The sequence below is a fragment of the Acidovorax sp. Root267 genome, assembly GCF_001429215.1.
Lineage (GTDB): Bacteria > Pseudomonadota > Gammaproteobacteria > Burkholderiales > Burkholderiaceae_C > Acidovorax > Acidovorax radicis.
In genome coordinates this window covers 318,878-340,751 of the sequence record NZ_LMJC01000001.1, presented here as the reverse complement: position 1 = coordinate 340,751, position 21,874 = coordinate 318,878, and the positions used below count along the sequence as shown (strand labels likewise).

Here is a 21,874-nt window from a genome sequence, read left to right as displayed (position 1 = left end):
GATGGGGTCGGCCAATGTCCCCACTTCAGCAGTGGATGTTTGGTGTGGGCTTCGGCGTTGGTTTTTTTACTTTCCCTTCTGTTGACGGCAAAAGTTAGCCGAGGCTAACTTTTTTAAAGTCTATCAACTGATTTCGATAGAATAGAGCCCCCTGTTCAACGCTAATTCATATATTGGCCGGACACTGATTCACGATGCGGGATGTGGCAGCGCAATACACAGCTGATCCACAGCTCACCCACAAGTTGTCCAGCGTTGTAGTTGTGCGGACTGTGGATAAGTTGTTAATAAATTTCCTGTTGCACCCTGGCCACTCCCCTCGGATGCATTCGGATGGGCTTTTTCCTGCGGGCTTTTTGCCTACAATGAAGCTCCAACTATCGCAGTTGCCAATGATTGTTGGTTCAGGGCGCGTCGCCATTCGACGCGCCCTTTTTTCTTGTGTGCTCCGTTTTAATTCAATCACTTGACGCTTTCCGTTGATGAACCACATCAGAAATTTTTCCATCATTGCGCACATCGACCATGGCAAGTCGACGCTTGCGGATCGCTTGATTCAGCGCTGTGGGGGGCTGGCTGACCGTGATATGGAGGCCCAGGTTCTGGACTCGATGGATATCGAAAAAGAGCGTGGGATAACCATCAAGGCGCAGACCGCAGCGCTGCAATACAAGGCGCAAGATGGACAGGTCTACAACCTCAATTTAATCGACACGCCCGGGCACGTGGACTTCTCGTATGAAGTGAGTCGCTCGTTGTCGGCATGCGAGGGCGCGTTGTTGGTGGTCGATGCTTCACAGGGCGTTGAAGCTCAGACCGTTGCGAACTGCTACACGGCGCTGGACCTGGGTGTCGAGGTCGTGCCGGTGCTGAACAAGATGGATCTGCCCAACGCCGATCCCGACAACGCCAAGGCCGAGATCGAAGACGTGATCGGTATCGATGCCACCGACGCCATCCCGTGTTCTGCCAAGACCGGCATGGGCATCGACGAGATCCTCGAAGCCATCGTGGCCAAAGTGCCCGCGCCGCGCGGCAAGGCCGACGGCCCACTGCGCGCGATGATCATCGACAGCTGGTTCGACAGCTATGTGGGCGTGGTGATGCTGGTGCGTGTGGTGGATGGTCGCTTGCTCAAGGGCGAGCGCATCAAGATGATGGCCAGTGGAGCGGTGTACAACGCGGACAACCTTGGGGTGTTCACGCCTGCCAACGAGCCCCGCGATTCACTCAACGCAGGGCAGGTGGGTTACATCATTGCGGGCATCAAGGAGTTGCAGGCAGCCAAGGTGGGCGACACGATCACGCTCGAAAAAAAGTTGCCCAACAACGCAGGTCCTGCGGCCGAGGCGTTGCCGGGCTTCAAGGAAATTCAGCCCCAGGTGTTTGCAGGGTTGTATCCCACCGAGGCCAGCGAATACGACTCGCTGCGTGATGCGCTCGAAAAACTCAAGCTCAATGACGCCTCTTTGCACTACGAGCCCGAAGTGAGCCAGGCGCTAGGCTTTGGCTTTCGCTGCGGCTTCCTGGGCCTGTTGCACATGGAGATCGTGCAGGAGCGTCTGGAGCGCGAGTTCGACCAGGACCTCATCACGACGGCGCCCAGCGTGGTCTACCAGGTGGTCAAGGCCGATGGTGAAGTGATCATGGTCGAGAACCCCTCCAAGATGCCCGACCAGGGGCGGCTGGAGGAAATCCGCGAGCCCATCGTCACGGTGCATCTGTATATGCCCCAGGACTATGTGGGCCCGGTGATGACGCTGGCCAACCAGAAGCGCGGCGTGCAGATGAACATGGCGTACCACGGTCGCCAGGTGATGCTCACCTACGAAATGCCGCTGGGTGAAATCGTGCTCGACTTTTTCGACAAGCTCAAGTCCGTGTCGCGCGGCTATGCGTCCATGGACTACGAGTTCAAGGAATACCGCGCGTCCGACGTGGTGAAGGTGGACATCCTTCTGAACGGCGAAAAGGTGGACGCTTTGTCCATCATCGTGCACCGCTCACAATCGCAGTACCGTGGCCGTGCCGTGGTCGCCAAGATGCGCGAGATCATCAGCCGCCAGATGTACGACGTGGCCATTCAGGCGGCCATTGGTGCCAACATCATTGCGCGCGAGACCATCAAGGCTTTGCGCAAGAACGTGCTGGCAAAATGTTATGGCGGCGATGTGAGCCGCAAACGCAAGCTTCTTGAGAAGCAGAAAGCAGGCAAAAAACGCATGAAACAGATCGGATCGGTTGAAGTGCCCCAAGAGGCATTTCTGGCCATTTTGCAGGTGGAAGATTGATGCTTCAGTTCATGCAGATTCTCACGTCCCTGGTGCTGGCCGCATTTGGTGGCTATATCGGCGCCTGGTATTTTGGTGCCGTCGAGGGCAATTTCGCCTTGCTCTTGTTCCTGGCCACGGTGGTGACCGGGGCGTACTGGCTGGCCGAGCGGTTTTACTTTCTGCCGCAGCGCCGTCGGGCGGCCCAGGCCATTGAAGATGCCGCCATTGAGCGCCGTGCGGAGTTGGACCGCATGGGCATCCAGAAGGTCGATGTGGACGTGCAGGAGGCCAAGGGGCGGCTGCTCATGCAGCCCTGGTGGCTGGACTGGACGGCCGGGCTTTTCCCAGTCATCGTCGCAGTGTTCCTGCTGCGATCCTTTCTTTTTGAACCCTTCAAGATTCCATCGGGCTCCATGATTCCCACACTGCTGGTGGGTGACCTGATCTTGGTGAACAAATTCACCTACGGAGTCCGCCTGCCGGTCATCCACACCAAGATCACAGAAGGCACCAAACCTGCGCGCGGGGATGTCCTGGTGTTCCGCTACCCACCCCAGCCGAGCCTCGACTACATCAAGCGGGTGGTGGGGGTGCCTGGTGACGAGGTCGCGTACATCAACAAGCGCCTCACGGTGAACGGCCAGGCCGTTGATACCAAGGCCCTGCCGGACTTCTTTGAAGAAGATTCGATGCGCTATTTCAAGCAGTTTGAAGAGCAATTGGGCGCCCAGCCCCACCGCTTGCTGAACAACCCAGATGTGCCAGCCTTTGTGCAGGGTGCCAGCAATTTTGCCTATCGCAAGAACTGCCGCTACAGTGTTGAGGGTGTCGTGTGCAAGGTGCCTGAGGGCCACTACTTCATGATGGGTGACAACCGGGACAACTCGCTCGATTCACGCTACTGGGGATTTGTTCCAGAGGGCAACATCGTCGGGAAGGCCTTTTTCGTCTGGATGAATTTCAGCAATCTCAAGCGGATTGGGTCATTCCATTGATGGATGCACAGGTTTTTAGAACACTGAGGGGAAATACATGCATATCAATCGCTCTACCAGTCCACTTCGCCAACGCGGTTTGTCTTTTATTGGCGTGGTGTTCATTGGGGTAATCGCAGTGGCCGCATTTGCTATTGGTGGGCAGTCTGTCCCGATTTTTCTGGAGTACCAGGCGATCAGCAAGGCTGCGAACAAAGCCGCCAAGGAAGCCTCCACGGTCCCGGAGGTTCGAGCTATTTTTGATCGTGCCGGAGCGATTGACAACATTAGCTCTATCCAGGGCAAGGACCTGGAAATTGCCAAGCGTGGTGACAACAAGATCGTGGTTTCCTATAAGTATTCCCGCGAGATTGCGCTGGCAGGCCCGGCATATCTTGTATATCGCTTTGAAGGACAGACCAACTAGTGCACCCCGGCCTTCAAGCGCTGCAGGCTCGCCTGCAGCATGTTTTTTCCGATCCGTCACTTCTCCAGCGCGCCACCACGCACCGCAGTTTTTCGGCCGACCACAACGAGCGGCTGGAGTTTCTGGGTGATTCCGTTTTGAATCTGGCGGTCGCGAGCCTGCTCTATCGGCAGTTGTCGGCATTGCCGGAAGGCGATTTGTCCCGCGTGCGTGCCAACCTCGTCAAGCAGGACACCCTGCACCAGCTGGCTCTGGGCCTCAAGATTTCCGAGGTGCTGCGTTTGGGGGAGGGGGAGTCCAAATCGGGCGGCCAGCAGCGCCCGTCCATCCTGGCCGATGCACTGGAGGCGTTGATTGGCGCGGTGTACCTGGATGCCGGGTACACGAGTGCCGAAGCGTTGGTGCACCGCCTTTTTCAGGGGGTGGAGATCAATCCTCAGATGCAGGCCGCGTCCAAGGACGCCAAGACCGCATTGCAGGAGTTGCTCCAGGGCCGCAAAATGAAGCTGCCGCAGTACAAGGTCGTCGCCATAGTGGGCGCGGCGCACCGCCAGACCTTCGACGTCGAGTGCGATATTCCCGAACTGGGCCTCACCGAACGCGGTATCGGTGGCTCCCGTCGGGCGGGCGAACAGGCAGCTGCAGCCGCCATGCTGGTCACATTGAAAGCAAAGAAATTATGAATGATGCTACCAAAGATGTAGCGGGTGACGAAGGCCAAGAAAGCGCTGGAGTGCAAAATGACCTCGAAGCCATGCTGGCGGCAGCAGGCTCCCCTGCCGCCGTGCCAGGCCAACGCTGTGGCGTGATCGCCATCGTGGGCAAGCCCAACGTGGGAAAGTCCACGCTGCTCAATGCCCTGGTGGGGCAGAAGATCAGCATCACCTCGCGCAAGGCGCAGACCACGCGGCACCGCATCACTGGCATCCGCACGCGCGAACAGACGCAGTTCATCTTCGTGGACACGCCAGGTTTTCAGACGCGCCACGCCACGGCGCTCAACAAGTCACTCAACAAGACCGTGATGGGAGCCATTGGCGACGTGGACCTGATCCTCTTCGTGGTCGAGGCGGGCAACTTCACGCTGGCCGATGCCAAGGTGCTCTCGCTGTTCAAACCCGGCATTCCCACGCTGCTGCTGGCCAACAAGCTCGACATGGTGCACCGCCGTGCGGAGCTGGCCCCCTGGCTCAAGAGCATGCAGGAGCGCCATCCGTTTGCCGAGTTCGTGCCCATGTCGGCCAAGAACAAGGGCGACATCGAGCGCCTTTTTGGCATCTGCGCCAAGTACCTGCCCGAGCAAGGCTGGTGGTACGGCGAAGACGAGCTGACGGACCGCAGCGAGAAGTTCCTGGCCTCGGAGACGGTGCGCGAAAAGCTGTTCCGCTTCACGGGCGACGAACTGCCTTACACCTCGACTGTGGTGATCGACAAGTTTGAGGAAGAAGCCAGCAAGCAGCACAAACGCCTGGTGAAGATCGCAGCCACCATCGTGGTCGAGCGCGACAACCACAAGATGATGGTGATTGGCGACAAAGGCGAGCGCTTGAAGCGCATCGGCACCGAAGCGCGGCAAGAGCTGGAAAAACTCATGGACGCCAAAGTTTTCCTGGAGTTGTGGGTCAAGGTGCGGTCCGGCTGGGCGGACGACGAGGCCCGTGTACGCTCGTTTGGCTACGAGTAAGTCCGGGCGCGTGGTGGGCGCCAGCCCATCCGGCGGGGCCATCGCCCTGCCACAGCCTCCGTGTTTTCCGGCCTGACCGACACTGAACCCCACTGCTGATCCACTGTGGCTGCTGCCAAGCGCATTTCTGATGAACCCGCCTTCGTGCTGCACAGCTACGACTGGAGCGAGTCCAGCCTGATCCTGGAAGTCTTCTGCCGACGCCAGGGCCGGGTGGCGCTGGTGGCCAAGGGCGCCAAGAAGCCTACCTCCAACTTCCGCCCCGTGTTGTTGCCGCTGCAGCCACTGTTGCTCACCTACAGCCTGGCGGGCGACGGCAGCGCGGACATCCACACCCTCAAAGGTGCGGAGTGGGTCGGCGGCCATGTGATGCCCACCGGCGATGCCCTGCTGTCGGGCATGTACCTCAACGAGCTACTGCTGCGCCTGCTGGCGCGCGCCGATCCACACGCGGCCCTGTTCGACGCCTATGCCGGTGTGGTGCGCGTGCTGGCCAGCGAACACGGCGATGCGTTGGAGCCTGTGCTGCGCAGCTTCGAACTCCTGCTGCTGCGCGAGATCGGCTTGCTGCCCAGCCTGGATGTGCAGACCATGACCCTCGCGCCGCTCCATGCGGGTACCCGTTATGCCCTGGTGCCCGAGGGCGGGCTGCGCACGGCATCTTCCACCGACCGTGCGGGTTTGCTGGGCAGCCAGTGGCAAGCCCTGCAGCATGCGCTGGACGACGAAACCGCCAGCTACACCGCCACCTTGCGGGCCTGTGCACCCGTGGCCACCGAACTCAAACCCCAGTTGCGCGCCGTGCTGCAATACCATTGCGGCAGCCCGACGCTGCGCACCCGCCAGCTCATGATCGATCTGCAGGCCCTATGAACCCGACCTCACGCACATCCCACGCCACGGCCCTCTCGGTCAATGTCAACAAGGTCGCCTTGTTGCGCAACACGCGCCATCTGGGCATTCCCAGCGTTGCCCGCGCGGCCGAGCTGTGCCTGCAGGCCGGCGCGCAGGGCATCACCGTGCACCCCCGGCCCGACGAGCGGCACATCCGCAGCCAGGATGTGTTCGAGCTGGCAACGCTGATGAAGGCCTGGCCCGACCGCGAATACAACATCGAGGGCAACCCGTCGCAGAACCTGATGGATTTCATCCGCCAGGTGCGTCCCCACCAGGCCACCTTTGTGCCCGACAGTGAAGACCAGTTCACCAGCGACCACGGCTGGAGCTTTCCGCAGGATGCCGAGCGCCTGGCGCCGCTGATCGCCGAGTGCAAGGCACTGGGCGTGCGCGTGAGCCTGTTCATGGACCCAGTGCCCGAACAGATGGCGGCCGCCAAGGCGGTGGGCGCCGACCGGGTGGAGCTGTACACCGAGCCCTATGCCGCCGCCTGGGGCACGCAGCAGCAGGAGGTTGAGCTAAAACGCTACGCCGCCGCCGCCCAGGCCGCGCTGGAGGCAGGCCTGGGCGTGAACGCAGGCCACGACCTCAACTGCGACAACCTTGCCGCCTTTGTGCGCGAGGTGCCCGGCGTGCTCGAGGTCTCGATTGGTCACGCCCTCATTGCCGACGCACTGGAACTGGGCTACGCCGCCACGGTGTTGGCCTACCTGGGCTGCATCCGGTCGGGTTTTGCGGCACAGGTAGATAACTCCTGATTTGATAGCTGCTTGCGCTTTATAGATAAGCCCTAGAAGCCAATTTGATTCAATAAAACATGATCTACGGCATTGGCACCGACATCTGCGACGTGCGCCGCATCGCGGCCAGCCTGGAGCGCCACGGCGAGCGTTTTGCCCAGAAGGTGCTGGCCGACGGTGAACTGGCCACCTGGCGCGAGAGGAGCAGCCGCTGGCCCGACCGGGGCTTGCGTTACCTGGCCACGCGGTTCTCTGCCAAGGAAGCGTTCAGCAAAGCCATTGGCCTGGGCATGCGCATGCCCATGACCTGGCGCCACTGCGAGGTCGCCAAGCTGCCATCCGGCCAGCCGGTCATCGTGTTGCACGGGGCGCTCAAGGAATGGTTCGATGCCAAAGGGCTGAAGGCGCACCTCAGTGTGACCGACGAGACCGACTACGCCGCCAGCTTCTGTGTGGTAGAGAAATCTGAATAAAAATAGGCTCTGGCGCTTGATAGATAAGCGCTGGCAGCTATTGTTTGAATAGCATTTTTGAGTTTGAGCCAACACACCATGACCGAACACGCCCCCCTCATTCTCGACGTGGCAGGCCTTGAGCTGACCGCTGCCGACCGCCGCCGCCTGGCCCACCCGCTGACCGGCGGCGTGATCCTGTTTGCCCGCAACTGGGAAAACCGCGCACAGCTGCTGCAGCTCACCAGCAGCATCAAGGCCGTGCGTGACGACCTGCTGATCTGCGTGGACCATGAAGGCGGGCGCGTGCAGCGCTTTCGCACCGATGGCTTCACGCACCTGCCACCCATGCGCGCGCTGGGCGAAATGTGGATGGATGACGGCAAAGGCGCCAAGGCCGTGCCTGGCAGCGGCGCGCTGCGTGCCACCAACGCAGCCACGGCCGCGGGCTACGTGCTCGGGGCCGAGCTGCGCGCCTGTGGCGTGGATTTCAGCTTCACGCCTGTGTTGGACATCGATTGGGGTGAAAGCGGTGTGATCGGCGACCGCGCCTTTCACCGCGACCCGCGTGTGGTGGCGCTGCTCGCCAAGAGCCTCATGCATGGTCTGCTGCAGGCCGGCATGGCCAACTGCGGCAAACACTTTCCCGGCCACGGCTTCGTCAAGGCCGACTCGCACACCGAGGTGCCGGTGGACCAGCGCAGCCTCAAGGCCATCCTGGCCGACGATGCCGCGCCGTACCCCTGGCTCAGCAGCACGCTCACCAGCGTGATGCCGGCCCATGTGATCTACCCCAAGGTCGACAGCCGCCCCGCAGGCTTCTCGCAGCGCTGGCTGCAGGACATCCTGCGCCGCCAGATGCGTTTTGATGGCGCGATCTTCAGCGACGACCTCAGCATGGAAGGTGCACGGCGCCTGGACGGCCAGGTGGTCAGCTACACCGACGCGGCCGTGGCGGCGCTGGAGGCAGGTTGTGACCTGGTACTGCTGTGCAACCAGAGCGTGGGTGATGGCAAGGCCGTGGATGAACTCATCGATGGCCTGGAAAAGGCCCAGAAGCAGGGCCGCTGGCAGCCGAGTGTGGACAGCGAGTCCCGCCGCCTGGCGCTGCTGCCGGAAACCCTGCCGCAGGCCTGGGACGACCTGATGTACCAACCCGCCTACTTGCAGGCGCTGGACCTGCTGCCCTGAACCGCCGAGAGCGCGTGGCCTCGTGCAAGGCCACCCAGTGCGGCTCTCCCGACTTTTCTCACTATGGCGTGTTGAAGGGTCCTGGCGTGACCGGCGGCGGGGCTGCCGGTGCACTCTCTGTGGCATCCGCAACGCTGGCATGGGCGGGGGGCGCAGGGGGTGGTGGCACCCCCTGAAATCTGCGCACCACGCGCTGAAACACCAGCGCATTCGGAATCTGCAGCCAGGCCACCTGGCCCGTCGCTGCGCCATGGTCCTCCAGCGTGGTGTAGAGCAGGTTGATGTCCACCACGCGCCCCTTGGCGCCGGGTTTTTCGGCGGTGTCCAGCACTTCGATGTAGTCACCAATCCGGAAAGGCCGCACGGTAAAGATCAGCAGCGCACAAAACAGGTTGGAGAGCACGCTCCACGCCGCGAAGAAGGCCACGGCCCCCACAGTGGCAAACCCGGTGAACGCGGTCCAGAGCACGGTGGCCGACACCCCCATGCGCTCCAGCACCAGCAGCAGGGCGCTGGCCACGATGAACCAGCGGATCAGCCCGTTCATGGGCACCACCAGCTCGTCGGGCACCTGGTAGTGCGCGCTGGCACGGCGCACGATGCGGCGCAGCACCCGTTGCAGCAGCCAGGCGACAAAGAGGATCAGCAGGATCTGCGTGCCGGGGATGATGACTTCGAGCCAGTCCTGCACCCAGTCGGGAAGCCGGGTTTTCAGAACCTGCATCCGCGAAACGGCGGAGCGGGCGTTGCGCTCGGTGGCGTCAAACGAGAAGGCGGAAAAGAAACTCAATTGCGCAATTGCTCCACGGTATCCATCTGCATTTCAAAACTGAAAAAGCGGTTGCGGCCCTGCGCCTTGGCGGCATACAGGGCCTGGTCGGCCCGCATGATCATGCTTTCGGCGTTGGTACTGTCGTCGGGCACACAGGTGGTAATGCCGCCTGACAGCGTCAGCGTGTCGCCCAGTGGCGAATCCGCATGCGGTATGGCGCGCACCTTCAGCAGCTGCCCCAGGGCGCGCGCGAAGGTCATGGCGCCCGAGCGTGGCGTGTTGGGCAGGATGAGGGCGAATTCCTCGCCGCCGTAGCGCGAGGCGATGTCACGCGGGCGCACGCACACCTCGCGCAGCAGGCGGCCTACTTCCTTCAGGCAGGCATCGCCTTGCACATGCCCGCTGGCGTCGTTGAAGAGCTTGAAGTGGTCGAGATCGCACAGCATCAGCGTGAGCGGCGTCGCTTCGCGGCGTGCGGCCAGGATCTCGTTGTGCAGGATGCGGTCAAACCCCCGGCGGTTGACCAGGCCCGTGAGCGCATCGATTTCCACCATTTCGTTGAGTCGCTGGTTGGCCAGATGCAACTCGGCCGACACAGAGACGAGCCTGCGGCGCATGTCCAGCAGCCGGCGCATGGCGCGCAGCTTGGCCATCAGCACAATGGGCTTGACGGGTTTGACGAGGTAGTCGTCGCCCCCTACCTCAATGCCACGCCACACGTCGAGTTCGTTGTCCAGACCCGACAGAAAGATGATGGGCGTCCAGTCCCCGGCTTCGCTGGCGCGCATCTGCTGGGCCACCCAGTAGCCGTCCTGGCCGGGCAGCCGGATGTCCAGCAGTACCAGATCTGGACGGTGGGTTTTGAACAGCTGCAGGGCGGTGTTGCCCTCGGGTGCCTCAAAGATATCCGACACGCCCGCCCGCCGCAGCTCGGCCACCAGCGCAGCGCGGACGGAACCCTGGTCTTCCACCACCAGCACCGAAAAAGCATTGCCCGAGGGCAAGGGCTGGCTGGCCGGGTAGGGGGCATTGTTGGAGCTGAAGGGCACGGGGTGTCTCCTTGGGGCCGTCAAAGGGCGGGTCCGGGGTACCCCGAGTGCATCCGGGGCGTGCGACTCAGGACTCGCGGCGCAGCGCCGGGAACAGGATCACGTCGCGAATGCTGGGGCTGTCGGTCAGCAGCATCATCAGGCGGTCAATGCCGATGCCGCAACCCCCCGTGGGCGGCATGCCGTATTCCAGCGCGCGCACAAAATCATGGTCGTAGAACATGGCTTCGTCGTCGCCGCTGTCTTTGGCGGCGACCTGGGCGTGAAAGCGCGCGGCCTGGTCTTCGGCGTCGTTCAACTCGCTGAAGCCATTGCCGAACTCGCGGCCGGTGATGTACAGCTCAAAACGCTCCGTCACCTCGGGGCGGGTGTCGTTGGCGCGGGCCAGGGGCGAGATCTCGGTGGGGTGCTCCATGATGAAGGTGGGCATCCAGAGCTTGTCTTCCACCGTTTCTTCAAAGTACAGCACCTGCAGGCTGGCCAGCGACCGCGTGGACAGCTTGTTCTTTTCTTCGTTCAGGCCCAGCTTCTTCAGGGCGCTGATGAGCCAGGCGGCGTCGTCCACATGGGCGCCGGCCTCGGTGTACTGGAAGATGGCTTCGCGGATGGTCAGGCGGGCAAACGGCTGAGTCAGGTCCACCGCACGGCCCTGGTAGGTCATCTGCAGCGAGCCTGTGGCCTTCAGTGCGACTTCACGGATCAAGGTCTCGGTGAAGTCCATCAGGTCCAGGTAGTTCCAGTACGCCGCGTAGAACTCCATCATGGTGAACTCGGGGTTGTGGCGCACCGAGATACCTTCGTTGCGGTAGCTGCGGTTGATCTCGAACACCCGCTCGAAACCGCCCACGATCAGGCGCTTCAGGTACAGCTCGGGGGCAATGCGCAGGTACATCTCCTGCTCCAGCGCGTTGTGGTGCGTGACAAACGGCTTGGCGTTGGCGCCACCCGGAATCGGGTGCAGCATGGGCGTCTCGACTTCGAGGAAGCCGTGGCTCACCATGAACTCGCGCAGGCTGCTCACTGCCTTGCTGCGCGCCATGAAGCGCTTGCGGGCCTGCTCGTCGGTGATCAGGTCCACATAGCGCTGGCGGTATTTCTGCTCCTGGTCGGCCATGCCGTGGAATTTGTCGGGCAGGGGGCGCAGGCTCTTGGTCAAGAGGCGCAGGCTGGTCACCTTGACCGACAGTTCGCCGGTCTTGGTCTTCATCAGCGTACCTTCGGCGCCCACGATGTCGCCCAGGTCCCAGTGCTTGAAGGCGGCGTACAGGTCTTCGCCCACGGCATCGCGGGTCACATAAAGCTGGATGCGCCCGCCCACTTCGCCCAGCGACCCGTCCTGCACCGTGGCAAAACTGGCCTTGCCCATGACGCGCTTGAGCATCATGCGGCCAGCCACCGAGACATTTACCGGCGAGGCCTCCAGGGACTCGTTCGTGGCAGCGCTGTGCTCCAGGTGCAACTGGGCAGCCTTGTGGCCTGGCTTGAAGTTGTTGGGGAAGGCAACGCCACCGCCGTTGGCCTGGGCCTCGCGCAGAGCGCGGAGCTTTTCGCGGCGCTCGGCGATGAGCTGGTTTTCGTCCTGGGGAGCGGGGGCGTGGTTTTGGTCTGACATAGGTGCCGTCGGTGCGGGGGCGTGAAATTTGGGGGCTGGGTTCAGCCAAACCCCTCATTTTATCGGCTATGTGTTGCTGACAGGTTCTTAGCCCTTGGACGGGCGGTCGCTCCACAGCGCGGATGCTGTCCCTGCGAGGATCTTCAGATCGCTCCAAAGCGTGTGCGAGCGGGCGTACTCGGCGGCGTAGCGGAGCTTGATGGGCAGGATCTGTTCCACATAAGTGCGCTCTGGATCGCTGCTGTGGCCCAACAAGGTGCTTTCGTCGCGGAATTCGATGGAGGCGCGGTCCGTGATGCCGGGTCGGACGCTGAGCACCAGTTCCCGCACGGATTCCGGGTAGAGCGCGACATAGTGCGGCACCTCAGGCCGGGGGCCGACAAGGCTCATATGGCCAAGAAGCACGTTGAAAAGCTGCGGCAGCTCATCGGCCTTGGTGCGCCGCAGCCAGTGGCCCGCCCGGGTAATGCGGGCATCGGCTCCTACGGTAATCGCCGGGCCCGAGGCTTCGGCGCGCGGGTGCATGGTGCGGAACTTGTAGATGCGGAACAACCTGCCTGCGCGGCCCACACGCTGTTGGCGAAAGAGTGCTGGGCCCGGAGAATCCCACACCACCCACAGTGCCACGGCCAGCAGCACGGGCGCGAGCAGCAGCAGCCCGATGGCGGCAAAACACAGGTCGAACAGCCGCTTGGGCATGTCAGCCCAGCACCTCGTGCAGCGCAGCAATCACGCGCTCCTGGTCGCTGTCACTCATGGCGGTGAACAAGGGGATGCTGATCATGGCTTGGTAGGCTGCGTCGGCCTGAGGGAACATGGCCGGTGTCAATTGGTACCGGTCGCGCCAGTACGGGTGCCGGTGCAGCGGCACATAGTGCACGCTGGTGCCAATGCCCCGGTCCGACAGCGCCTGGATGACCTCGTCACGCACCAGCGGCGCGTCCGCCCGCAGCCGGATCACATAGAGGTGCCACGCATGGGTGTCGCCTGGTGGCGCAGTGGCTGGCAAGGTCAGGGGGAGGGGCGCCAGCTGTTCGCGGTAGCGGGTTGCCAGGTCTTGGCGCCGCTGTACGAACTGCGGCAGCCGTGCCAGTTGCTCCACCCCCATGGCGGCGGCAACGTCCGTCATGTTGTATTTGAAACCGGGTGCCACCACCTCGTAGTACCAGGCCGGCGTTTTGGAGGTGAAGCGGTCAAATGCATCGCGGCTCATGCCGTGCAGCCGCATGGTGCGCATGCGCTGCGCAAGCGCCGGGTCGTGCGTGACGGCCATGCCGCCTTCTCCGGTGGTGATGGTCTTGTTGGCGTAGAAGCTGAACACCGTGACATCGGACTGCAGTTGCCCCACCAGGGTGCCGCGCCAGGTGGTGGGCAAGGCATGGGCTGCGTCTTCCACCACCTTGAGCTGGTGTTCCTTGGCGATGGCCAGGATGGCGTCCATGTCGCAGGCCAGGCCCCCGTAGTGCACGGGCATGATGGCTTTTGTGCGGGGCGTGATGGCCGCGCGCACCTTGGCCGGGTCGATATTGAGGGTCACCGGGTCCACATCCACCAGCACCGGGTCGGCGCCCAGGTAGCGCACCACTTCCACGGTGGCGGTGAAGGTCAGTGTGGGCGCGATCACTTCGTCGCCGGGACCAATGCCGAGTGCTTCCAGCGCAAGGTGCAGGCCCGCCGTGGCAGAGTTGACGGCGATGCTCTGCAGACCACCGCCGCCCAGGAAGGCGGTGAATGCCTGCTCGAACTCCTTGGTCTTGGGCCCGGTCGTGACCCACCCCGAGCGCATGGCCGCGCTGACGGCATCGATTTCTGCCGGCCCAATGTCGGGGCGGGCGAACGGGAGAAAGGGCAGGTCGGTGGCGGAGTTCATGGGCATTGTGGTGCGTGCTAAAAGGGCCAGAGCGAGGCCGCGCTCAGTGCGGCTTCACAGCCCAGGTAATGCGGTGGGTGCGCAAAAACCAGAGCAGTGCGGACGCTGGCGCAATCGCTGGGGCGGGCAGGCGCCGCGCCAGCGGAGGTGCCAAAGTAACGCGGCGGGAGTGTATCTGTGCCTCTGGGAACAGGATGCTCAGTTCGCGCAGTGGAATGCCCTGCACATCGCTGTTGGCAGGGTTGTTGACGACAAAATCGTAGACCAGTACGCCGCCGCCGGGCGCAACCCATTGCCAGATCACGTGGGCCAGATGGCGGCGGTAGTCTTCGTCGAGCAAGGAACTGAAGAGCGTGAACGCCAGCACGGCATCCTGGCTGGCCGGTTGCACCGGGGCCAAGGCGGCATCACCTTCGACAATAGACACACCTGCTGGCAGCGAGGCGCGCGCTGCGGCGGCGCGTTCGGGAAGAAGCTCCAGGCCCGTCAGGCAAGCGGGCGTGGCGCCCAGCCGCACCAGGTCGTGCAGATTGCCCGCGCTTCCACAACCAACTTCCAGCATCGGCCGGTGGGCCAGGCTGCTCCAGCCGTGGGCCTGCCAGATCCGTGCCATGGCACGCAGGCGCTCTTGCTGCGCCTGCAGCGCCGCCGCATTGGCATACAGGCTGTAGCGGGCCTCGTCGACCGCAGCATCGCGCCTCGCGTAGCGGGCCTTGACGGCCTGGGGTTCGTTGTCGGTCATCGCGTGATGCGTGCAAAGTCGGACGAAGGTGCGCGCGAGCGTGCAATGTCCCACAGCCCGCGCCAGGTGCCCAGGCCGTAGCCCACGTGAAACGCTGCAATCGTCGCCGGGAGGCGGGGCAGCAGCCCCCGGTTGCGGGCCGATCGGGCTGCCGCCACCGATGCCGCCAGAAGATACCCCGTATAGGCGATGCCCAGTGCGGCCAGCGGCCAGGCAGACCAGGGCAAGACGGCGGCGCTGGCCACTGCGGCAGCCACAAAAGCTGCAGGTACCAGCTGCCGCACGGAGCCTGGTTGCCCGTGTTTGCGCATCACAAAAGGCCGCCAGTAACCGTATTGCCGCTGTTGCGCGAACAGGTGCCGGAGCGAATTGCGCGGGTGGTAGGTGGAATGGATGCGCCGGCTCTGCCAGATGCGAGCACCCCCCAGGCGCATGCGCAGGTTGTGCTCGTCGTCCTGATTGCGCACCAAGGCTTCGTCAAACAGCCCGAACCGGTCAAACACGCTGCGGGGCCAGCATCCCAGGTAGACGGTATCCACCTCGCCTTCGTATTGCATATCGCGCGACCGCGCGCCGCCCACCACCCAGCGGCACTGGAAGGCGGCGGCGATGGCGGCCCCGGTGGGGCCGGTTCCTTGGGCGACCCAGGGGCCACCCACGTTGTCGGCGCTGGTGCGTTCGAGCGCCTGGATGCACTGCGCAAGGTAGTCGGGGGCAAACTGGCTGTGCACGTCCATGCGGGCAATGGTGCCGCCCCGCGCGCGGGCAATGCAGGCGTTGAGCCCGGTGGAGACAATGCGGCCGGGGTTGTCCACCAGGACGAGCCGGTGGTCTGCAGCACAGCGCTGCAGAAGGTGCTCGCGGGTGCCGTCATCGCTTTCACCGTCTGCAATCAGCACTTCCATGCGCCAGCCTGCGGGCAGTTCTTGGCGCAGGGCGGAGTCGCAGAACGCGTCGATGTGCTGGCGCTCGTTGCGGCACGGCACGATCACGCTGATCAGGTTGTCCAATTCAAGGCCTTGGGGCATGGGTTTCAAGGTGTGCGGAGCAGTTGCTGGTACAGCGCGTGCATGCGGTTCATTTGTACCGCGCGGTCTCCGTCCCGGGCGATGCGGGCGGCATTTTGCAGGCTGGCTTGTTCCGCCAGGGCGTCGTTGCCGATGAGAGCTTCCAGCCGGGCGGCGAGCACTGCGGCATCTCCGGCTGCAACCAGCCACTGCGGGTCGATCCAGTGCCGGTTGGCCTGCAGGTCGCTCGCCACCACCGCGAGGCCACACGCCATGCTCTCCAGCATGGCGACCGATGTTGCATCGCTGCTGGGTACCGACACAGATATCTTGCTTTCGCCCAGTACCCGGGCCATGCCGGCGTCATCGAGTCGGCCGTGGAACTGCACCTTGTTTTCCAGCTGCGCCTTGTGCACCTGACTGCGCAGGGCGCTTTCCATGCTGCCTCCTCCGAGCAGGTGCAAGCGCAGGTCGGCCGAAGGCAACCGCGCCTGCAGAAGGGCGAACGCCTCGATGATGGTGTCGATGTTGTAGTTGGGTTCCCAGGCGCGCAGGCTCACCAGTTGGCTGCCTCGCTTGAGCTTCCAGGGAGCGGGTCGAAAGCGCTGCAGTTCCACACCCCAGTGAATTTCCTCGGCAGGGCATTGCGGGCGGAAATCCGCCACGGCGCTCATGAGGCTGGCAGAGTCGCCAGTGATGAGGTCGGCCCGGCGCAGTATCCAGCCAGTCAGCCAGCGCATCCACGCGCTTTTGCCGGGGGTGACCAGCAGGTCGCTGCCCCATGCAGTCATCACCCGCGGATATTTGCCGCCCCGTGCGGCCAGATAGCCATAGGAAGTGATGTAGTGGGCGTGGAGGAGGTCCGGGGCCAGTTCGGCCACGTGGCGCCTGGTTTCCCGGACACGGAACAGCCAGTCGAGCGAGCGGTGCACAGGCCGGATGGCCCGCACGGTGACGCCATCGATGGACGCGGGGCGGGCCGTGATCAGCGAAACGCGGTAGCCGCGCTGGAGCATTTCTCGCGCCCACCGCTGGACATGGGGGCTGGTGGCATCACCCAACAGGCACAGGTGTTTTGGCATGTCAGACCGTCCGCGTCCAGGATTCGTAGTGCGGGCGCAGTTCTGGATGCTGTGACAGCAGGCGTTCGTCCTGTTCGCGCACGTCGCCGATCTGGCGTGCGGGGGCCCCCGCCACGATGGCGAAGTCGGGCACCTCACCGCGCACCTGCGCATAGGCACACACCACCACCCCCTTGCCGATGCGTGTACCCGCTTCGATCAGGCTGTGGGGGCCGATGAACGTGTAGGCGCCGATCTCCACAGGGGCGCTGATGTAGCCAGGCTTGGGGCCTTCGTGGACTGCGTAGTCGCTGCCCAGGAGGCGAATGGCACGGTGGGAGCTGTGCGTCACGATGCTGACAAAGTTGGTGATCTGAACCCCTTGCCCAATCTGCAGGCCCGCCGTGGCGTCGATGAAGTTGAATTGCCCAATGAACACGTGGTCGGAAAGCCGCAGCCCCTCCGCGCCCTCGATGCAGGTGCTGGGGGCAATGCGGGTGTGGGGCAGGCTGCGGTCCAGGTGGTCGCTTTCCCCGAACACCATGCGGTAGAACAGCGCTTGCCAGAGGCGGCGGCGCCAGCGGTTAAGCACGGCTCTCATGGGGAATATCCTTCCAGTTTGCCAGCGCCCAGAAATAGTAGGCAAAGTAGGCCAGCATGCTCGCTGACACGCCCCATCCGGCGCCGGTCAGTCCGCCCAGATGGAGGCCCAGCAGCAGGCCCGCAAAAAACAGGCATTGTCCAATCAATGCCAGGCGCAGCGCCCAGGCCTGTGCACCCCAGGCCATGGTGACCACCGCAAGGGGCGATGCCATGAAATGCACGGCGATGTACGGCGCGATGGCTCGGGCCAGCTCCCCAGTTCCTGCCCACTGGGCTCCAAAGGCCAGGGTAAAGATGTCCGGGCCCCATGTGAGCAGGACTACCACCAGCGGGCACGCCAGGACGGCAAGCCCCAGCATGGCCCGGCGCACCAGCTTACGCGCCTCGTCAGGGCCACCGGCCTGGAGGAGACGAGGGTACAGGGTTTGCGACAGGGCTCCGCCGATGAGGGTCGCTGGTGCCTTGAGGTAGCGCAGCGCCAGCGCCCAGAATCCCGCTGCGGCATCCCCTGTCCATGCCGCCACCAGCACCAGAGTCAGGGTGTCCTGCAGCGCCCCCATGAAAGCGTGGGGTGTGTTGAGCAACGGAAAGTCCCGGTGCTGTTGGGCCATGGACCGGAGTGTGGCCAACGGCTGGCGCCACAGACCCACCCAGCCACCCGCAGGGGCAGGCCTGGCCAGCATCCATGCCGCGCCCAGGCTGGCCAATGTGGCGCCCAGCACCAGACCCAGCGGGCCGGTCTTCATGAATCCGAACAGCAATTGCAGGATGGCGCCACCGCCTTGTTGCAGCAGCCTGGCCGCCGACAGCAGACCAAAGCGTTGGGACCGTGTCGCCCACAGGGTGAGCCATTGCACAGCACCGCCTGCGAACACCGCCAATGGCAGCGCCCACACCATCGGCATGCCGCGCCACAGCAGGAGCACGGCTGCGGCTGCAGCAGATGCCGTGGTGACAGCGAGCAAGATGCGCGCGCACAGCGCCATGAGCTGGGCCGCGCGCGGCTCGGTGCTTTCGAGGGGGAGTGCGAATTCATAGCGCGCGCAGCCCACCACCGCCAGGTTGGTGGCCAGCGCCCACAGCAGTGCAAACTGTCCGAAGTCCTCAGGGCTGTAGAGGCGTGTGAGTGCTGGGCCCAGCACCAGCGGGATGGCGTGGGCTGCAACGCTGCCCGTGAGCAGGGTCAGCGTTGCCCGTACAAGTCCCGACTTCATGGCAGTACGGGTTGCGTTTCGGGGTGGTAGCCAGGCACCAGCTGTCGCAGCAGAGCGGTCATGGCGATGGGGTCGCCCGCTTGGGCTGCCTTCTGCAATGCCTGGAGCAAGGTCTGCAGCTCCTCCCAGGGTCGGTATTCTTCACGCGCCCGCAGGATGCGGGGGTGGTCGGTGGGAAAGGGATTGTCTCCAATCAGCAGTTCCTCGAAAAGTTTTTCACCCGGGCGTAGCCCGGTGAAAACGATTTCGATGTCTCCTTCTGGGTGCAGATCGTCGCGCACCGTCAATCCCGACAAGGCCACCATGCGCTCTGCAAGGTCCAGAATCTGCAGTGGCTCGCCCATGTCCAGCAGGAACACGTCGCCGCCCTCGGCCATCGCCCCTGCCTGCAGTACCAGCTGGGCGGCTTCGGCAATGGTCATGAAATAGCGCGTGACATCCGGGTGCGTTACCGTAATGGGGCCACCGGCTGCAATCTGCTTGCGAAACAGCGGTATCACGCTGCCGCTGGAGCCCAGTACATTGCCAAAGCGCACCATGGACAGGCGGGTGGGGCAGGTCCAGGCGGGCGGGCTTTCGGCAAGGGGTGCGAAGGGGGGGCGCTGCGACGCTGCAATGGCTTGCAACACCATTTCCGCCACACGCTTGGTGGCGCCCATGATGTTGGTCGGGCGCACGGCCTTGTCGGTGGAAATCAGCACGAAATGGCTGGCGCCGCACTCCAGCGCCACCTGCACCATGTGCAGGGTGCCAAAGACGTTGTTCAGAATGCCTTCGCCCGCGTTGGCCTCCACCATGGGCACGTGCTTGTAGGCCGCCGCATGGTAGATGGAGGTGGGCCGGTATTGCCGGCAGATGTCTGCCATGCGCTCCCTGTGGGTGACGCTGGCGAGCAGTGGCACCAGCGCACATGCGTGCTCGCCTTGGTCTGCCAGCGCCGCCAACTCATGGTGGATGGAGTACAGCGCATATTCGCTGTGGTCCACGAGCAGCAATTGGCGCGGCCCTTCGCGCACGATCTGACGGCACAGCTCGCTGCCAATGCTGCCGCCCGCTCCGGTAACCAGGACCACGGTGCCCGCCAGATTGCGCCCCAGCAGTCCGGGGTCCGGGGCCACCGGCTCCCGGCCCAGCAGGTCTTCGATTTCGAGGTCCTGGAAGTCCGTGACCGTGACCCGCCCGCTGGCCAGGTCGGACAGGCCGGGCAGCGTGCGTATCCGCACGGGCAATTCACGCAGGCTTTCGATGATCTGCCGCCGGCGCTCGCGCGTGGTGCTGGGCAGCGCCAGCAGCACATCCGTGATGTCCAGGCGGCGCACGACCTCGGGCAGCGCCTGGGGGGAGTGCACGCGCACGCCATTGATGCTGCGCCCGATCTTGCTGGCGTCGTCGTCCACAAAACCCTGGAGCAAGTACTGGTGCATGCTGCCCAGCCCCGCCGCCGTCTGGGCGCCCGCGCTGCCGGCGCCGTAGATCAGCAGGCGGTAAGACGCATGGCTGCTGCGCCCTGCCAGCGCCAGCCACCCCAGTGCGCGGCTGGCCCCCACCAGCAGCATGAACAGCAGGGGCTGCAGAATGCCGACGCTGCGGGGTACGCCCTCCCATTGGGCCGCCAGCAGGCAGCCCAGTAGAAGGGTTCCATAGATGGCCACGGCCTTGCCGGTGGTGATGAGTGCGGTGATCCCCGTATAGCGGAAGATGGCGCGGTACAGCCCCAGCTTGGCAAAAATGGGAAAGGCGAGGGCGGGGGCCAATGCATACGCGAGCCACTGCATGCCTGAGGGCCAGTGGGGTGTTTCCAGCCTCAGTGTGAAGGCGAGCCACATGGCGATCAGGCCCAGGCAGATGTCCATGGCCACCACCACGAGGCGTTTGGCTGCGCGTGACCAGCCCAGGATGCGGTTCAGCATGGGCTGGGGGGGAAGGGTGGGGCAGCAGTGATTCGGCGGCTCATTGCGTGGGCGCAATCCCGGTCCGCTCAAGGACATCGCCCACCAGTTCCAGCCGCACCAGCGGGTTGTCCAGCTCCATCAGGCGCTGCTTGAGTTCCAGGGGCACCGGCAAAAGCTCGCACCAGCGGTTGGCCACCCATCCGCAGTCGTCCAGCTGGGCTGCCGTGGGGACAATCGCAGTCGGAGTGTCGGGGTCTCGCTGCTTCAGGGTGTGCAGCACCTGGGCGAGCGCTGTCGATGCCTTTCTCAGGTCTTCGGGGATCGGCACCGTCAGATCCTGGTCGATGTGCCCCACATCGGCAATCCACAGGCCATGGGGCAGGTGGCTGCGCTGGGTGATGCGAAAGCGCTGGCTGCCACGGCACAGCAGGGTGATCAGGCCAGGCTGCGGGGTGTCGATCTGCTCGATGACGGCCAGGGTGCCCACATCATTGAACTGCTCTTCGGGGGCGCCTGCCTGGCGCACTTCGCGGCCCTGCGTGAGGGCGACAACGCCAAAGGGTGCACCCGCCTGGTGGCACTTGCGCACCATGTCCAGGTAGCGCACTTCGAACACGCGCAGGGCCAGCAGGCCGCCCGGGAACAGCACGGACCCCAGGGGGAAAAGGGGCAAGGATGACAGGGTGAGGGGTTGTGTCATGAATGGGGGAATACCTTGGCTCGCTATCATCCCATGGCGCAGCCTGCTTTCGCAGCGGCCCCTTATTTTTGTCTCATCCATGCTCTACCAGATCGCCTCTTTCCTGCTTGACGTTGTTGGTGGCCTGCTCACGGGGGCGTGCCTGCTGCGCCTGTATATGCAATGGCAGCGGGTACCGTTTTCCAACCCTGTCGGCGGTCTGGTTTTTGCACTGACGGACTGGCTCATCATGCCGCTGCGCCGTGTGATCCCGCCGGTGGGGCGTTGGGATGTGTCGAGCCTGGTGGCGGCCGTGCTGCTGCAGCTGGCGCAATACTTTTTGCTGACCCTGTTGTTGGGCGCCGCCTCGGCATGGGCCTGGCTGCCGTGGCTGGCATTGTTTGGGCTGGCGCGTGTGGCAGTGTCGGGGCTGATTGGCTTGTTGATCGTCTATGCCGTGATGTCGTGGGTGCAGGCGCGGTCCCCGCTCTCGGATGTGATCGCCCGGCTGTGCGAGCCCATCCTGCGGCCGTTTCGCCGCGTCATCCCGCTGGTGGGCGGCATCGACCTGTCGCCGCTGGCGGCATTGGTCTTGCTGCAGGTGGCGATGATTGTGCTGGGCCATTTGCAGGCCAGCGTCATGAGGTAGCCCCGCTGGTGGTGCCCCCCTGACTCGCCTTCGGCGCCATCCCCCCAGGGGGATGACGGCTTCGCTGCGGGGCGGCCTTTGCTTGC

The 21,874-nt window shown here is 63.8% G+C and carries 22 protein-coding genes; 10 read left to right on the top strand and 12 right to left on the bottom strand.

What is annotated here, in order from left to right; all coding sequences use genetic code 11:
- The first annotated feature begins 482 nt into the window (after positions 1-482).
- From lepA to nagZ, 9 genes are all read left to right on the top strand, one after another.
- A complete protein-coding gene (gene lepA, locus ASE39_RS01460) occupies positions 483-2,291 on the top strand; it encodes a translation elongation factor 4 (RefSeq protein WP_057226774.1) in 1,809 nt (602 codons plus the stop codon).
- The gene (lepB, locus tag ASE39_RS01455; protein ID WP_057269965.1) at positions 2,291-3,268 is read left to right on the top strand and encodes a signal peptidase I; all 978 of its coding nucleotides are present in this window, start codon (positions 2,291-2,293) and stop codon (positions 3,266-3,268) included. The genes lepA and lepB overlap by 1 nt, the downstream gene beginning before the upstream one ends.
- Positions 3,269-3,305: 37 nt before the next feature.
- The gene (locus ASE39_RS01450) at positions 3,306-3,674 is read left to right on the top strand and encodes a DUF4845 domain-containing protein (protein ID WP_057269964.1); all 369 of its coding nucleotides are present in this window, start codon (positions 3,306-3,308) and stop codon (positions 3,672-3,674) included.
- On the top strand, positions 3,674-4,357 hold the full coding sequence (rnc, locus tag ASE39_RS01445) for a ribonuclease III (RefSeq protein WP_057269963.1): 684 nt from the start codon (positions 3,674-3,676) through the stop codon (positions 4,355-4,357). The genes ASE39_RS01450 and rnc overlap by 1 nt, the downstream gene beginning before the upstream one ends.
- Positions 4,354-5,358, top strand: a complete 1,005-nt coding sequence (era, locus tag ASE39_RS01440; protein WP_010463755.1) for a GTPase Era — start codon at positions 4,354-4,356, stop codon at positions 5,356-5,358. The genes rnc and era overlap by 4 nt, the downstream gene beginning before the upstream one ends.
- Positions 5,359-5,463: 105 nt before the next feature.
- Positions 5,464-6,231: a DNA repair protein RecO gene (recO, locus tag ASE39_RS01435; protein WP_010463756.1), complete on the top strand. Its 768-nt coding sequence runs from the start codon at positions 5,464-5,466 to the stop codon at positions 6,229-6,231.
- On the top strand, positions 6,228-7,013 hold the full coding sequence (locus ASE39_RS01430; protein WP_057269962.1) for a pyridoxine 5'-phosphate synthase: 786 nt from the start codon (positions 6,228-6,230) through the stop codon (positions 7,011-7,013). Before recO ends, ASE39_RS01430 begins: the two co-directional genes overlap by 4 nt.
- Positions 7,014-7,072: 59 nt before the next feature.
- Entirely contained in the window at positions 7,073-7,468 is a 396-nt protein-coding gene (acpS, locus tag ASE39_RS01425) for a holo-ACP synthase (protein ID WP_057269961.1), read from the top strand.
- A 78-nt stretch (positions 7,469-7,546) separates the two neighbouring features.
- Complete coding sequence (gene nagZ, locus ASE39_RS01420; RefSeq protein ID WP_057269960.1) at positions 7,547-8,638, top strand: beta-N-acetylhexosaminidase; 1,092 nt, start codon at positions 7,547-7,549, stop codon at positions 8,636-8,638.
- A gap of 61 nt (positions 8,639-8,699) precedes the next feature.
- On the opposite strand, the gene ASE39_RS01415 is transcribed toward nagZ, so the two are convergent.
- The 12 genes from ASE39_RS01415 to ASE39_RS01360 form a co-directional block, all read right to left on the bottom strand.
- Positions 8,700-9,362, bottom strand: a complete 663-nt coding sequence (locus tag ASE39_RS01415) for a mechanosensitive ion channel family protein (RefSeq protein WP_029414066.1) — start codon at positions 9,360-9,362, stop codon at positions 8,700-8,702.
- 62 nt (positions 9,363-9,424) lie between these two features.
- A complete protein-coding gene (locus tag ASE39_RS01410; RefSeq protein ID WP_057269959.1) occupies positions 9,425-10,459 on the bottom strand; it encodes a diguanylate cyclase in 1,035 nt (344 codons plus the stop codon).
- A 67-nt stretch (positions 10,460-10,526) separates the two neighbouring features.
- On the bottom strand, positions 10,527-12,071 hold the full coding sequence (lysS, locus tag ASE39_RS01405) for a lysine--tRNA ligase (RefSeq protein ID WP_010463763.1): 1,545 nt from the start codon (positions 12,069-12,071) through the stop codon (positions 10,527-10,529).
- Positions 12,072-12,158: 87 nt separating this feature from the next.
- Positions 12,159-12,770 (bottom strand): sugar transferase, encoded by a 612-nt coding sequence (locus tag ASE39_RS01400; RefSeq protein WP_057269958.1) that lies wholly within the window; start codon positions 12,768-12,770, stop codon positions 12,159-12,161.
- A 1-nt stretch (position 12,771) separates the two neighbouring features.
- The gene (locus tag ASE39_RS01395) at positions 12,772-13,947 is read right to left on the bottom strand and encodes a DegT/DnrJ/EryC1/StrS family aminotransferase (RefSeq protein WP_057269957.1); all 1,176 of its coding nucleotides are present in this window, start codon (positions 13,945-13,947) and stop codon (positions 12,772-12,774) included.
- Between the two features lie 37 nt (positions 13,948-13,984).
- Positions 13,985-14,683 (bottom strand): class I SAM-dependent methyltransferase, encoded by a 699-nt coding sequence (locus tag ASE39_RS01390; protein WP_057226797.1) that lies wholly within the window; start codon positions 14,681-14,683, stop codon positions 13,985-13,987.
- Positions 14,680-15,711 (bottom strand): glycosyltransferase family 2 protein, encoded by a 1,032-nt coding sequence (locus tag ASE39_RS01385; RefSeq protein ID WP_057269956.1) that lies wholly within the window; start codon positions 15,709-15,711, stop codon positions 14,680-14,682. The genes ASE39_RS01390 and ASE39_RS01385 overlap by 4 nt, the downstream gene beginning before the upstream one ends.
- 5 nt (positions 15,712-15,716) lie before the next feature.
- Positions 15,717-16,772, bottom strand: a complete 1,056-nt coding sequence (locus ASE39_RS01380) for a glycosyltransferase (RefSeq protein WP_057269955.1) — start codon at positions 16,770-16,772, stop codon at positions 15,717-15,719.
- Between the two features lies 1 nt (position 16,773).
- The gene (locus tag ASE39_RS01375; RefSeq protein ID WP_057269954.1) at positions 16,774-17,352 is read right to left on the bottom strand and encodes an acyltransferase; all 579 of its coding nucleotides are present in this window, start codon (positions 17,350-17,352) and stop codon (positions 16,774-16,776) included.
- On the bottom strand, positions 17,336-18,568 hold the full coding sequence (locus ASE39_RS01370) for a lipopolysaccharide biosynthesis protein (protein ID WP_057269953.1): 1,233 nt from the start codon (positions 18,566-18,568) through the stop codon (positions 17,336-17,338). Before ASE39_RS01370 ends, ASE39_RS01375 begins: the two co-directional genes overlap by 17 nt.
- On the bottom strand, positions 18,565-20,478 hold the full coding sequence (locus tag ASE39_RS01365) for a nucleoside-diphosphate sugar epimerase/dehydratase (RefSeq protein ID WP_057269952.1): 1,914 nt from the start codon (positions 20,476-20,478) through the stop codon (positions 18,565-18,567). Before ASE39_RS01365 ends, ASE39_RS01370 begins: the two co-directional genes overlap by 4 nt.
- Positions 20,479-20,518: 40 nt before the next feature.
- On the bottom strand, positions 20,519-21,160 hold the full coding sequence (locus ASE39_RS01360) for an LON peptidase substrate-binding domain-containing protein (RefSeq protein ID WP_010463783.1): 642 nt from the start codon (positions 21,158-21,160) through the stop codon (positions 20,519-20,521).
- A gap of 79 nt (positions 21,161-21,239) precedes the next feature.
- Between ASE39_RS01360 and ASE39_RS01355 the strand changes: the two genes are divergently transcribed.
- On the top strand, positions 21,240-21,788 hold the full coding sequence (locus ASE39_RS01355) for a YggT family protein (RefSeq protein ID WP_010463785.1): 549 nt from the start codon (positions 21,240-21,242) through the stop codon (positions 21,786-21,788).
- Positions 21,789-21,874 lie beyond the last annotated feature (86 nt).